The organism is Azospirillum humicireducens, from assembly GCF_001639105.2.
Taxonomy (GTDB): Bacteria; Pseudomonadota; Alphaproteobacteria; order Azospirillales; family Azospirillaceae; genus Azospirillum; species Azospirillum humicireducens.
Map to the genome: position 1 here is coordinate 1,555,384 of NZ_CP015285.1, position 13,624 is coordinate 1,569,007.

General features: G+C 62.9%; 14 protein-coding genes. 8 read left to right on the forward strand and 6 right to left on the reverse strand.

Features of this window, described 5'->3' with window-relative positions; translation table 11 throughout:
* Positions 1-39: 39 nt before the first annotated feature.
* The 5 genes from fabF to A6A40_RS07160 all read right to left on the reverse strand — a co-directional run bounded on the left by fabF (position 40) and on the right by A6A40_RS07160 (position 4,949).
* The gene (gene fabF, locus A6A40_RS07140) at positions 40-1,302 is read right to left on the reverse strand and encodes a beta-ketoacyl-ACP synthase II (protein WP_063634786.1); all 1,263 of its coding nucleotides are present in this window, start codon (positions 1,300-1,302) and stop codon (positions 40-42) included.
* 127 nt (positions 1,303-1,429) lie between these two features.
* A complete protein-coding gene (locus A6A40_RS07145; protein ID WP_014247969.1) occupies positions 1,430-1,669 on the reverse strand; it encodes an acyl carrier protein in 240 nt (79 codons plus the stop codon).
* A gap of 188 nt (positions 1,670-1,857) precedes the next feature.
* The gene (gene fabG / locus A6A40_RS07150) at positions 1,858-2,595 is read right to left on the reverse strand and encodes a 3-oxoacyl-[acyl-carrier-protein] reductase (RefSeq protein ID WP_063634787.1); all 738 of its coding nucleotides are present in this window, start codon (positions 2,593-2,595) and stop codon (positions 1,858-1,860) included.
* A gap of 26 nt (positions 2,596-2,621) precedes the next feature.
* Positions 2,622-3,563, reverse strand: a complete 942-nt coding sequence (fabD, locus tag A6A40_RS07155) for an ACP S-malonyltransferase (RefSeq protein ID WP_063634788.1) — start codon at positions 3,561-3,563, stop codon at positions 2,622-2,624.
* A 279-nt stretch (positions 3,564-3,842) separates the two neighbouring features.
* On the reverse strand, positions 3,843-4,949 hold the full coding sequence (locus A6A40_RS07160; protein ID WP_236783779.1) for an acyltransferase family protein: 1,107 nt from the start codon (positions 4,947-4,949) through the stop codon (positions 3,843-3,845).
* Between the two features lie 299 nt (positions 4,950-5,248).
* On the opposite strand from A6A40_RS07160, the gene rpsF reads away from it, so the two are divergent.
* From rpsF to A6A40_RS07185, 5 genes are all read left to right on the forward strand, one after another.
* On the forward strand, positions 5,249-5,689 hold the full coding sequence (gene rpsF, locus A6A40_RS07165; RefSeq protein WP_063634790.1) for a 30S ribosomal protein S6: 441 nt from the start codon (positions 5,249-5,251) through the stop codon (positions 5,687-5,689).
* Entirely contained in the window at positions 5,690-5,959 is a 270-nt protein-coding gene (rpsR, locus tag A6A40_RS07170; protein ID WP_012974291.1) for a 30S ribosomal protein S18, read from the forward strand.
* 51 nt (positions 5,960-6,010) lie between these two features.
* A complete protein-coding gene (locus A6A40_RS07175) occupies positions 6,011-6,970 on the forward strand; it encodes a YybS family protein (protein WP_063634791.1) in 960 nt (319 codons plus the stop codon).
* Positions 6,970-7,533, forward strand: coding sequence for a 50S ribosomal protein L9 (gene rplI, locus A6A40_RS07180; protein ID WP_063634792.1), 564 nt, complete (start codon positions 6,970-6,972; stop codon positions 7,531-7,533). The genes A6A40_RS07175 and rplI overlap by 1 nt, the downstream gene beginning before the upstream one ends.
* Positions 7,534-7,795: 262 nt before the next feature.
* Positions 7,796-9,061, forward strand: a complete 1,266-nt coding sequence (locus tag A6A40_RS07185) for an SAM-dependent methyltransferase (RefSeq protein WP_063636164.1) — start codon at positions 7,796-7,798, stop codon at positions 9,059-9,061.
* 72 nt (positions 9,062-9,133) lie between these two features.
* Here A6A40_RS07185 and A6A40_RS07190 read toward each other — a convergent pair whose 3' ends face one another.
* Positions 9,134-10,081, reverse strand: a complete 948-nt coding sequence (locus A6A40_RS07190; protein ID WP_146191543.1) for a GGDEF domain-containing protein — start codon at positions 10,079-10,081, stop codon at positions 9,134-9,136.
* Between the two features lie 751 nt (positions 10,082-10,832).
* On the opposite strand from A6A40_RS07190, the gene A6A40_RS07195 reads away from it, so the two are divergent.
* The 3 genes from A6A40_RS07195 (at position 10,833) to A6A40_RS07205 (ending at position 13,624) form a co-directional block, all read left to right on the forward strand.
* Entirely contained in the window at positions 10,833-12,056 is a 1,224-nt protein-coding gene (locus tag A6A40_RS07195) for an NADP-dependent isocitrate dehydrogenase (protein WP_063634794.1), read from the forward strand.
* Between the two features lie 131 nt (positions 12,057-12,187).
* Positions 12,188-12,568, forward strand: coding sequence for an oxidoreductase (locus A6A40_RS07200; RefSeq protein ID WP_063634795.1), 381 nt, complete (start codon positions 12,188-12,190; stop codon positions 12,566-12,568).
* Between the two features lie 99 nt (positions 12,569-12,667).
* Positions 12,668-13,624, forward strand: coding sequence for an SPFH domain-containing protein (locus A6A40_RS07205; RefSeq protein WP_063634796.1), 957 nt, complete (start codon positions 12,668-12,670; stop codon positions 13,622-13,624).

Genomic DNA, 13,624 nt, shown 5'->3' on the forward strand with positions numbered 1-13,624 from the left:
TTGAAGGCAGTAGATCGCAACGGCGGTGAAGGCCTCCGCTTACGCGAATTCCTTGAACACCAACGAGGCATTGGTGCCACCGAACCCGAAGGAGTTCGACAGGGCGGCACGCACGCGGCGCTCTTGCGCCACCTTCGGAACCAAATTCACGCCCATGCAGCTTTCCGAGGGATTCTCGAGATTGAGCGTGGGCGGAACGATGCCGTGGTTGATCGCCTTGATCGAATAGATCGCCTCGACCGCACCGGCGGCGCCCAACAGGTGGCCGATGGCCGACTTGGTGGACGACATCGCCAGATTGTCCATGGCATCGCCGAACAGACGCTTCACAGCGCCAAGCTCGATCTCGTCGCCGAGCGGCGTCGAGGTGCCATGGGCGTTGACGTAATCGATGTCCGACGGGTTCAGCCCGGCACGCTTCAGCGCAGCCTTCATGGCGCGGAAACCGCCGTTGCCGTCTTCAGCCGGAGCCGAGATGTGATGCGCATCGCCCGACATGCCATAGCCGACCACTTCGGCATATATGGTGGCGCCACGCTTCTTTGCGTGCTCCAACTCTTCCAGCACCACGACACCGGCGCCTTCGCCGATGACGAAGCCATCGCGATCCTTGTCATAAGGGCGCGATGCCTTTTCGGGCGTGTCGTTGAAATTCGTGGACAGCGCACGCATGGCGGCGAAACCGCCGACGCCAAGACGGCTGACCGCAGCCTCCGTGCCGCCGGCAACCATGACGTCGGCATCGTCCCACATGATCAGGCGGGCGGCGTCGCCGATGGCGTGCGCGCCGGTCGAGCAGGCGGTGACGACCGCATGGTTGGGTCCCTTGAACCCGTGTTGGATCGAAATGTGGCCAGAGGCCAGATTGATCAGACAGGCCGGGATGAAGAAGGGCGACAGCCGGCGCGGCCCCTTTTCGTTCAGGGTCACGGCGCCGTCGGCGATGCCCGGAAGGCCGCCGATGCCGGAGCCGACCATCACGCCGGTCCGCTCGCGCTCTTCATCGGTCTGGGGAGCCCAGCCAGAATCCTTGATTGCTTCCTGCGCCGCAGCAATGGCGAAGATGATGAAATCATCCATCTTCCGCTGATCCTTCGGCGGAACGAAGGCATCGGCGTTGAATTCGCCCTCGTTCGTTCCGCGCGGGAGCTGCCCGGCGACCTTTGAGGCAAGGTCCGAAGCGTCGAACCCCGTGATGCCGCGGATTCCCGAAGTTCCGGAAATCAGCCGCTCCCAGTTCAGCGTGTGGCCGACGCCGAGCGGCGTGACCATACCGAGGCCGGTGACGACGACACGTCTCATGAGGCTGTTCCTTGACCTTTCCTCGAAAATAATGTCGACGAACCAGTCGTCGACGGCCAGGCCCCGCGTTGCGGTTGAGGCAGTTGCGGTTTGCCTGGCCCTCGGGGGCTCAATGCCCGCGGCCCGATCAGGCGGCGGCGTTGGCCTTGATGAAGTCGATGGCGTCCTTCACCGACAGGATCTTCTCCGCGGCGTCGTCCGGGATCTCGACACCGAACTCTTCCTCGAAGGCCATAACCAGCTCGACGGTGTCGAGGCTGTCGGCGCCCAGATCGTCGATGAAGGAGGCGTTCTCCACCACCTTCGACTCCTCGACACCCAGGTGGTCCACAACGATCTTCTTCACGCGCTCGGCGATGTCGCTCATCTTTTAAGACCTTCCAATCCTTGAAACCGCTCGGGATAATCCGGTCGGAGCAACACGCGAAGAACGTGCCGTCCTGCCGCGAAAAGCCCCGTCCGATAACACATTTCAGCAGCCTTGACCAGCACCCGCGAGGGTTCCCGGTTGGCGCCGTTCTTCACATGTGGCGATGCCGCCCCGTCAGATCCTCATCAGATCATGGCCATGCCGCCGTTGATGTGCAGCGTTTGGCCGGTGACGTAGGCGGCCTCCTCGCTCGCGAGGTACACGACCCCGGCGGCGATCTCTTCCGGCTGGCCCATACGGCCGGCCGGGATGGCGGGGAGCAGCTTCTGCTTCTGCTCGTCGTTCAGGGCGTCGGTCATGGCCGTGGCGATGAAGCCAGGCGCGACGCAGTTGACGGTGATGCTGCGCGAGGCCAGTTCGGCCGCCAGCGACTTGGACATGCCGATCAGGCCGGCCTTCGACGCGGCGTAGTTGGCCTGGCCCGGATTGCCGGTGACGCCGACGACCGACGTGATGTTGACGATGCGGCCCCAGCGGCGCTTCATCATGCCGCGCATGGCGGCCCGCGACAGGCGGAAGGCCGCCGTCAGGTTCACGTCGATGACCGACTGCCAGTCCTCGTCCTTCAGGCGCATCGCGATCTGGTCGCGGGTCAGCCCGGCATTGTTGACGAGAATGTCGATCTTGCCCAGCGCCGCCTCGGCATCCTTGAAGAGCTGCTCGGTCGCCGCGGCCTCCGACAGGTTGCCGGGCACGACGAAGGCGCGCTCGCCCAGTTCCGACGCCAATGCTTCCAACGGAGCGACGCGGGTGCCGGATAGGGCCACTGCGGCACCCTGGGCATGCAGCGCACGGGCGATCGACGCGCCGATGCCGCCGGACGCGCCGGTGACGAGGGCCGACTTGCCGGTCAGGTCAAACATGGATTGCCTCACGGGGCTGATAAGGGTCACAGGGTCTTGAGGAACGACTCGACGTCTGCCGGCGTGCCGACCGACACAGCCGCCAAATCCTTGTCGATACGCTTGGTCAGCCCGGCCAATACCTTGCCCGATCCGACCTCAACCAGCCGCTCGACACCCTGCTCCTTCATATAGAGCACGCATTCGCGCCAGCGGACCATGCCGGTCACCTGTTCGACCAGCAGACGGCGGATGGTGTTGGGATCGGACACCGCCGACGCGGTGACATTGGCCACCACGGGAACCGCCGGCGCGGAAATCGTGACGTTCGCCAGCGCCTCCGCCATGGCATCGGCGGCAGGCTGCATCAGCGAGCAATGGAAGGGAGCCGAAACCGGCAGCCGAACCGAGCGCTTCAACCCGCGTTCGGCAGCGAGCACGATCGCACGGTCGATGGCCTCGGCGCTGCCGGATATCACCACCTGCCCGACCGAATTGTCGTTGGCGATGCTGCACACCTCGCCTTGAGCGGCGTCTGCTGCGATGCCCTGCGCCTGCTCCAGATCGGCACCCAGCAGGGCAGCCATGGCGCCCTTGCCAACCGGCACCGCCTTCTGCATCGCCTGACCGCGCAGCTTCAGCAGGCGTGCGGTATCGGCCAGCGTGAAGGCGCCGGCGGCGCAGAGCGCGGAGTATTCGCCCAGCGAATGGCCCGCCACGAACGCAGCATGTTTGGACAGGTCAACCCCGCCCTCGCTCGCCAGAACCCGCATCACCGCGACGCTGACCGCCATCAGGGCCGGCTGTGCGTTCTCGGTCAAGGTCAGATCGGCCTCGGGGCCCTCGGCCATCAGGCGCGACAGCCGCTGGTTCAGCGCATCGTCAACCTCTTCGAAGGTGAGACGAGCGACTTCGAACGCCTCGGCGAGTTCGCGGCCCATGCCTACGGCTTGGCTGCCCTGCCCCGGAAAGACGAACGCCCTGGTCATGCTTCGGTGAAACCCTGGATGAATGCGCCCCGCCCCTGCGGCGGCACCATGGATTGGGCGACAGTCATACCCTCACTTTTTAACAAGTCAAGCGACGCGCGATGACCAAAGCACCATTGGTGCGATAAAACGCCACGTATTAAGGGAGAACGCCCACGAAAAAGCCCAGGGTGGACGGGGATGTTCGCGGGCGTTGTCCGACGGGTCTTGGTCTGTATCCTGCGCTGCAAACAAATCGGACAATTGAACGATGAATCAAGGGCGGACCAGGAGCCTCGATCAGGCCTTCCCGACAAGCGCCACCCTGGTCCAGGGCCTCAAGCGGGCCAACGCCTCCAGCGCCATCGGTCCAATCAACCCGGTAATCAGCGCAACGCAGAAGATCACACCGTCGCCGGCATCCATGCGGTGCAGCAGCACGCGGGCTCCCGCGGCGAACATCGCATGATGCAGATAGATCGCGTAGGACGACGCTCCCAGCATGCGGAAGGCGCGGCTGGACGGCATCGCATGGAGGAGGGTCACGGCTCCGCCCATGCCGCACAGCAGCGCAACGCCGCTGTTCCAACCGAAATGGGGCAGATACCCCCAGAGCGAGGCCTGATGCAGCGCGATGCCCAGTGCCAGGGCAAACCCGGCGGCACCCAGCAGCACAGTGCGCGGCACCATCGCACGGAAGCGGGTCACCCCCACTCCCAACAGAAAATGCGGCAAGAGGAAGCAGGCCTCGTTCACCGATAGGACATTCGAGTCGAAATGCACGGTCAGGCAGGCGGCGCCCGCGCCTGACAGCGCCAGCAAGAATCCGCTAGGCCGGTCCATCAGGTGCGCCGCGTCGAACAGCGCCACCACGGTGAAGATCAGGAACAGTGCCTGGAGATACCAGAAATGGGCATAGGGGAAGACGTAGATGTGCCACATCGAATCGGGAACGAAGGTTCCGTTGACACCGGGGGCATGGGTCTGAAGGAAGTAGAAGAGTGCCGACACCACCAGGAACGGGAAGCCCAGCCGGCGCAACTTCTTGAGGAAGAAGATCGTGAGCCTCTCGACCCGGGCCGGATTCAGAGCATAGACGAGTCCGGAGATGAAGGTGAAGAGCGGCATGCGAATCAGCTCGAAGCTGTCGGTGGCGTACCGGTACATCGAACCATCAGCCACCTGCATACCCGCCCCCGGGATGCCGACCACATGGTAGGCAACCAGCAGGATGCAGGCCAACCCCCTCAACTCCACCACATGATACGGCAATAGACTCTTGCGCATGTTTACTCCGGAGACCGGGCTGTTCTCGCCGACGGCTGGCCGAGCGGCCGGGATGGACCCGACCGCAAGCTCCGCCTTGGCGGACTTGCGGAACATGGCGCCTGCGCAGATCGATTGCACTTCGTTCAAATGCGCTGAGGCTATCCCTGACGATATCCACCGTTGCACCGCGCCTGCACGGCTCACGGTCGATGCGGCGCGCCCGGGCTCATCCAGCCGGTTCTCTTGAGAGAGGGTAGATTTTCCGAAGGTGGCACTGTGAACGGCCGGATTTTATCTTGCTACCGCTGCCGGCCTGTGCATACTGCGCCGCTTCATAACTCCTTGCCGGCGGCCCGCCGTCGGCTAGGCCCGGGCGGCTGATCCGATCCATGAGGGATGGGCGCAGCGCCGGACCATGAACAGCCATGGGGAGTGCAATGGCACTTTATGAGTGCGTGCTGATCGCGCGCCAGGACATTTCGGCCGCCCAGGCCGAGCAGCTCTCTGAGCAGTTCGCCCAGATCGTTCGCGACAACGGCGGCACGATCGCCAAGAGCGAATACTGGGGCCTGAAGACCCTCACCTACAAGATCAAGAAGAACCGCAAGGGTCACTACACCCTCTTCAACATCGACGCGCCGGCCGCTGCTGTCGCCGAGATGGAGCGGAACATGAGCATCAGCGAAGACGTGCTGCGCTTCATGACCGTGCGTGTCGACGCCCTCGATGCCAACCCGTCGGCGATGATGCAGAGCCGCAACGAGCGTAGCGAGCGCGGCGAGCGCGGCGACCGTGGTCCGCGTCGCTTCGACGACCGTGGCCCGCGTCCGCCGCGTCGTCAGGAAAACGTTGCCGCCGCCGAAGGGGAGACCGCGTAAATGTCCGACAAGCAGACCACGGGCGCTCCCGCCCGCACCGGCGGCGCCCGCCGCCCGTTTTTCCGCCGTCGCAAGACCTGCCCGTTCTCGGGTGCGAACGCTCCGGCGATCGACTACAAGGACGTCAAGCTGCTGTCCCGCTTCATCTCCGAGCGCGGGAAGATCGTCCCGAGCCGCATCACCGCGGTCTCGACGAAGAAGCAGCGCGAACTGGCCCGCGCCATCAAGCGCGCCCGTTTCCTGGCACTTCTCCCCTACGTGGTGAAGTAAGCCCGGCAAACACGGACGAAGGGTTTCGGTGAAGGCAGTCAAGGGGTTTCCATGGCCTTGGGTCCGGCCGGTCCGCTGGTGGTCGCCGTCGGCGGCGGTCTGATAAGCGCGTTCTTCTACCTGTCCGTAATGTTCGGCGGGATGGGAGCGCTGATCCTGGGCTATCTGGCCCCCCTGCCCCTGTTCCTCGCGGGACTGTGGCTGGGGGCGCCTGCCGTGACGGTGGCTGGCCTGGCCGGCGCCGCCGCGGTGATGCTGGGCACTTCCGGCAGCATGCTGGTTGCGCTGTCCTATCTGGTGACCGGGGCCGCCCCGGCGATCCTGGTGGTGCGGCAGGCGCTTCTGGCACGCTCGCGGGAGGATGGGACCCTGGAATGGTATCCGCCCGGCCGGGTCCTGATGGGCCTGACCGGGATGGGCGTTGCGGCGCTGCTCGCCGCGGTGATCCTGACGCTCGGAGAGCCCGATGGGCTTGAAGGGCTGATGCGGCAGACCCTGGCCCGAGTCGTCGAGCCGGCGTTTCGCATGCAGGGCCAGCAGGCCCCGGATCCCGAGGCATTCTGGGTGGCGGCCGTCTTGCCTGGACTGGTGGCGGTGTCATGGCTTGTCATGACGATCGTCAACGCGGTGCTGGCGCAGGGGGCGTTGATGCGGTTCGGCCGCAATCGGCGTCCTGCCATGCGTCTGGCCGAACTGGAGTTGCCAAACTGGCTGGCGCCGCTGTTCGCGGTATCGGTCGCGGCGGCTTCGGTCGTGCCGGGAACTGTCGGGTTCCTGGCGGTCAATCTGGCGCTGATCCTGGCGGTTCCTTTCGCCTTCACCGGGCTTTCGGTGGTTCATGTATTCGCCAGCAGCCGGTCGGCGCGCACGCTGATCCTCGTTGGCTTCTACATGATGCTGTTTCTCTTCGGGTGGCCGATCCTGCTTTTGGTCGGCCTGGGCATGATCGAGCAATGGATCGGGCTGCGCCGCCGGTTTACTCCCGCGGCCCCCGGTCAGGAGGACGAGTGATGGAAGTTATTCTGCTGGAGCGGGTCGAGAAGCTCGGCCAGATGGGCCAGGTCGTGAAGGTGCGTCCCGGCTTCGCCCGCAACTATCTGCTGCCGCAGAAGAAGGCCATGCGCGCCACCAAGGCGAACCTGGCTGTCTTCGAGAAGCAGAAGGCCCACCTTGAGGCCGTGAACCTCGAGCGCCGCAAGGACGCCGAGCATGTCGCGACCAAGATGGACAACGTGACGGTCGTCGTGATCCGTCAGGCCGCCGAGACCGGCGTCCTGTACGGCTCCGTGACCACCCGCGACGTTTCCGACGCGCTGACCGCCGCCGGCTACAAGACCGACCGCAAGCAGGTCCAGATCGATACCCCGATCAAGACCCTGGGTCTGTTCAAGCTGCGCGTCGTCCTGCACCCGGAAGTGTCGATCACGGTTACGGTCAACGTCGCCCGTTCGGCCGAAGAGGCCGAGTTGCAGGCCCAGCGTGGCGGCATGATCACCGCCGCCGACCTGCGCGACGACGAGGACGAAGAAGAGACCTTCGTCGAAGAGACCGCGACCGAGGAAGAGGAGGGCTGATCGCCCTTCTGCCGAAGTCTGGCCGGACCTGTGTCCGGGAGACCGCGGCACCGTCGTACCGCTCGTCCGGAAACCGCCCGCCCCTACCGGGGCCGGGCGGTTTTCCGCATTAAGGCCGGGTTTCTGCTGTGGAACCTCAGCACTGACCCGCATGCATACATCCGTGACGTCCGATTTGGGTAGCAGTTCTGACCGATCGACCGATTGTCGCCCCCCCCTCCCCACGCGCATGCTGGATACGGCACCGGGGAAGGAGTTCGGCATGCTGCTGGTTCGTCTGCTTGCCGCCGCCAAGGGCGACGGAACCCTGAACCTTGTCACCGTCGATGGAAAACGCCATCGGATCGGCTCCGGTCCACCCAAACTGACGCTTCGGCTCCATGACCACGCTGTGGTACGGGACCTGCTGATCAATCCCCGCCTGCACTTCGGCGAAGCCTATATGGATGGGCGCCTGTCCATTGAGGGCGGCACCATCTACGACCTGCTGTCGATGCTGATGAGTGGCAGCGAGGTGCAGGGGGCGCTCGGTCGCGCCGTTGAAGCGCTGTCGCCGATTCTGCGCCGTGCGCAGCAGTACAATCCGATGCGGCGATCACGGCAGAACGTCGAGCATCACTACAACCTTTCGCGCGAGTTCTACGAACTTTTCCTCGACCGCGATATGCAGTATTCCTGTGCCTACTTCTCCGAACCGGACATGTCGCTGGACGACGCGCAGGAAGCCAAGAAGCGCCACATCGCAGCCAAGCTGCTTTTGGTGCCTGGGATGCGCGTACTCGACATCGGCTGCGGCTGGGGAGGCATGGCGCTTTATCTTGCCCGGCATACGGGAGCGCGGGTAACCGGCATCACTCTGTCCTCCGAACAGTTTGAAGTGGCGAAGCAGCGGGCCGAGGCAGCTGGGCTGTCCGACCGCGTCACCTTCGAATTGCGGGACTATCGGGAGTTCGCCGGCACCCACCCGGCCGCATTCGATCGCATCGTTTCAGTCGGCATGTTCGAGCATGTCGGCATGCCACACTACCGCAACTATTTCGACGCCGTGCGCGACATGCTGAATGAAGAAGGGGTGGCTCTGATCCATTCCATCGGCCGACTCGACGGGCCGGCAAGCACCAATCCCTGGATCCGCAAATACATCTTTCCCGGCGGCTACTCCCCAGCCCTGTCGGAAGTGTTGCCGGTCATCGAGCGCTGCGGCCTGCTCGCCACCGACCTGGAGATTCTGCGGATGCATTATGCCGAAACGCTGCACCACTGGCGCGCCCGCTTCAAAGCCCGCCGGGAGAAGGCGAAGGCACTGTATGATGAGCGGTTCTGCCGGATGTGGGAGTTCTATCTGGCTGGTGCCGAACTGTCTTTCCGCCTGCAAGGCCACATGGTGTTCCAGATCCAACTCGCGCGCTCGCTGAGCGCGGTGCCACTCAAGCGCGACTATATGCTGAATGCGGAACGGGAGCTTGCTTCGACCGTGACTGACCTGCCCGGGCAGACACCATTTTCAGTGGAAGCCACCATGCCCTGAGCAAGCCATGGCTCATGCCCGAGCGGGCGATGGCAGTCCGTTAACAGGCTCCACCCGTTGAGGGCGGGCCGCTCAGATGGGAGGCACAACCGCTTTCGCCTCCCATCCGTAAGTGCAGGTCCGGTTCCTGCCCGCTGCCTTTGCGCTGTAGAGCGCGGTATCGGCATTCCTGATCCAGGTCTCCCAACTGTCTCCTGGTCGGCATTCCGCGACCCCCAGGCTGACGGTTGCCCGCTGTCCGCCCGGAAACACATGAGTCTCCAGTTGTATCCGGAGCCGCTCGGCGACGGGCACCGCTTCCGCAACTGTGGCTCCCGGCAGCAGGACGATAAACTCCTCACCGCCCCAGCGGCCAAGCAAGTCGACGGAGCGGACAGAACGCCGCGCTATCTCCGCGAATCCGATGATAACCTCGTCTCCCACCCAATGCCCATGCAGGTCATTCAGTGATTTGAAGTGATCGAGGTCGGCGAGGATCATCGAAACCGGCCGGCCGCTGCGTTCCAGAACCGCCATTTCGTGCCGCGCCACCTCCTCCACCCGCAACCGGTTCCAGCAATCGGTCAATTTGTCCTTCATCGCAACAATTCGCAGGCGATGGGCTGAGCGTTCGACGGCCATCAATAGAAATCCATTTGATACCAAAATGAGATTTGCCAGAGACGACACGTAGGTAATGGTCTGGATCAGCGACGCGTTGAAAGCGCCACTCAACAAGTCGGGAGAAGATATGCCAACCACCACACGAAGAGATGTTACGAAGACAGTGATCGATATGCCGATAAATACGATCCACCAACCACGTCCAACGAGCTGACTCCGCTCAATAACGATGATACTTAAAATCATGCAAAGCTGGAATACGAACAGGATATTTCCGGTGATGAGCCGGCTGACAAATTCGGAGAAAGGGTTAAAAAAAATCAATATTATCAAGACAGGAGGTGTCCAGAAACTTACCCAGCACACCCGCCTAGAGAAAAATAAATTCATTGCTCGATAAAACAAAGAGATCGTCAATGAAATAAGAAAATTTCCTCCTATAATTGAAATCTCATCAGGAATTGACCCTCTCTGATAGAGAAGGATATAGGCAAGGCCGTTCGTCCACAATCATATTGACCACGCCCACAACCCATCACTATCATTTCTCCAATTAACAAGACCGATCGATAAAGCAAGGAAAAAACTCAATAGAGCAGTGATGATGAATGTCGTTGGAATGTGAAGGATAGACATTTCCGCTCCCGCAAAATCCCCAACGTTTTTACCATGAAGTCTGAAAATGGCAATGACACCTTCCGCCCGTTTCGTGAGAGGATCAACACTTTAAGGTTGAGGAACCCGATGCTGTCGGCACATCTCCCACCGGGTGGGCAGCAGACGGTGTGTTGAGCGCCCCCGGCACACCGAGAAGGCACGGCCGCCCCACCAAAGCGAGGCCCCCGGCTGCCGATAAGAGCGAACCTCTTCCATAGGCCCGCGCGATAAAAAATGGAATGCCGCGACCTCCACCGGTAATACCAATTTCCTCGCTTTGATTGCCGGACACAGGCGACATGAAAGAAATCCCGCGACATTGAAGCCCTATGCATTGCCGTGCCTTCCTTTCCGTCACGGGGCGATGCTATATAACCGCGATTGATTTCCGCCCGGGGTACCGGGGAGCCACCCATGCGGCATGCTCCCCGGCAACAAGCGCCCGCTGGACGACGCGCCCGGCTCCCAAGGAATGACAACGCCCTTACCCGTTCGGGGAGATCTCGCACCCATGACCAAGATCAAGGTAGCCAATCCGGTCGTCGAACTCGACGGCGACGAGATGACGCGCATCATCTGGCAGTTCATCAAAGACAAGCTGATCCTGCCCTACCTCGACATCGACCTGAAGTACTACGACCTCGGCATCGAGAACCGCGACAAGACCGACGACAAGGTCACTGTCGAGTCGGCGAACGCCATCAAGCAGTATGGCGTCGGCGTGAAGTGCGCGACCATCACCCCGGATGAGGCGCGGGTGAAGGAATTCAACCTCAAGAAGATGTGGAAGTCGCCGAACGGCACGATCCGCAACATCCTGGGCGGCACCGTCTTCCGCGAGCCGATCGTCTGCTCCAACGTTCCGCGCTACGTCCCGGGCTGGACCAAGCCGATCATCATCGGCCGTCACGCCTTCGGCGACCAGTACAAGGCCACCGACTTCGTCGTTCCGGGTCCGGGCAAGCTGACCATCAAGTGGGAAGCAGCCGAGGGCGGCGAGAAGATCGAGCATGAAGTCTACGACTTCCCCGGCGCCGGCGTGGCGATGGGCATGTACAACCTCGACGAGTCGATCGAGGGCTTTGCCCACTCCAGCCTCATGTATGGTCTGGAGCGCGGCTACTCGGTCTATCTGTCGACGAAGAACACGATCCTGAAGGCCTATGACGGTCGCTTCAAGGACATCTTCCAGCGGATCTTCGACGAGTCCTACGCCGAACAGTTCAAGGCCAAGGGTCTGGTCTATGAGCACCGCCTGATCGACGACATGGTCGCTTCGGCCCTCAAGTGGGAAGGCGGCTTCGTCTGGGCCTGCAAGAACTACGACGGCGACGTGGAGTCGGACGTGGTGGCGCAGGGCTTCGGCTCGCTGGGCCTGATGACCTCGGTGTTGGTGACGCCCGACGGCAAGACTGTGGAAGCCGAGGCCGCCCACGGCACGGTGACCCGCCATTACCGCGAGCACCAGAAGGGCAAGGAGACCTCGACCAACCCGATCGCGTCGATCTATGCCTGGACCCAGGGTCTGGCCTACCGCGGCAAGTTCGACGATACCCCGGACGTGGTCAAGTTCGCCCAGACGCTGGAGCGCGTCTGCGTCGAGACCGTGGAATCCGGCTACATGACCAAGGATCTCGCCATCCTGATCGGCCCGCAGCAGCCGTGGCTGACCACCAAGCAGTTCCTGGACAAGCTGTCGGACAATCTGGAAAAGAAGATGGCCGCCTGGTCGTAAGACCGGCACTGTCTTTCTCAGGGTGCGACGCCGCGTCCGGGTCAAACCGGATCGCGGCTCGGCTAGGGTTCCGGCGGGGAGTTTCGGCTCCCCGCCTTTTTCTTGTCCAATTCAGGAAAGGACCCAACCCGATGTCCAACGATCTGTTCCGCGTCGCCGTCGTCGGAGCCGGCGAGACCGGAACGCCCCTGTTGCGCAAGCTGCTGGCCGCCCCGTTCGTCGAACTGCTGGGTGTGGCCGATCTCGATCCGGAAGCGCCGGGCATTCGGCTCGCAAGCCACCATGGCATAAAGACCACCACCGACTTTCAGGAGTTGGCCCGGTTGGGCGGGCAACTGGACGTGCTGATCGATGTCACCGGCGTGCCGGCGGTCCGCGAATCCCTGCGCAAGGCGATGCAGGAGACCGGCAACCATCACACGGTGATCGTTCATGAGATGGTCGTGCAATTGATGCTGTCGCTCCTGAATGGCGAGCTGGTGCGCTTGAAACACGATACGCAAGCCTATTGAGGCGGCATTTGCAGGCTCCGCGAATTGCCTCATGATGGGCCGAGGGTGTCCATCGCGGCGCCCACCCATATCGGAAGCCCATGTCAGGAGCGGCCATCGATGGAACTCGGCATACTGGTCATTGCGGCGTTCGTTCTGGTCGTCATCTTGGCGATCACCAGCGTCCGCATCGTCCCCCAGGGGTTCAACTTCATCGTCGAACGGCTGGGCCGCTATCAGGAAACGCTGCTGCCGGGCTTCAACGTCATTTTCCCGGTCATCAGTTCCGTCCGCGCGAAGGTCGACATGCGCGAGACGGTGGTGGACGTGCCGTCGCAGAGCGTGATCACCAAGGACAACGCCGCGGTGACCGCCGATGGCGTGCTGTATTTTCAGGTGCTTGATCCGATGAAGGCGACCTATGAGGTCAATGACCTGCAGCGGGCGATCCAGACGCTGGCGATGACCACCACCCGCACGGTGATGGGCTCCATGGATCTGGACGAGTTGCTGAGCCAGCGCGAAGCGATCAACGCCAACCTGCTCCGCGCGGTGGACGAGGCGACTGCCTCCTGGGGCGTGCGGGTGACCCGCATCGAGTTGCGCGACATCACCCCGCCCGAGGACATCGTGCAGGCGATGGGCCGCCAGTTGAAGGCTGAGCGCCTCCGCCGTGCCCAAATCCTGGAGGCCGACGCGGAGAAGGAAAGCCAGATCCGCATTGCCCAGGGCAAGCTGGAAGCCGCCAAGCTGGAGGCCGAAGCGCGTGAACGACTGGCAGAGGCGGAAGCCAAGGCAACCCGACTGGTCTCGGAGGCGGTGGCACAGGGATCGAACCAGGCCCTGGGCTATTTTCTCGGCCAGAAATACATGGAGGCGTTGAAAGCCTTCGCCGCCTCTCCCAACCAGAAAACCATGATCCTGCCAGTGGAATTGGCTGGCGTCGCCGGTGCCCTGGCCGGGCTGGGCGATTTGGTGCGCGACGCCACCCCGCCCCGGACGCCCGCCGCATCACAGCCCCCGCCGCGCAATCCGTGGTCAGTGCCACCGACTTCGTCCTCGGCGGACGGGGAGTGA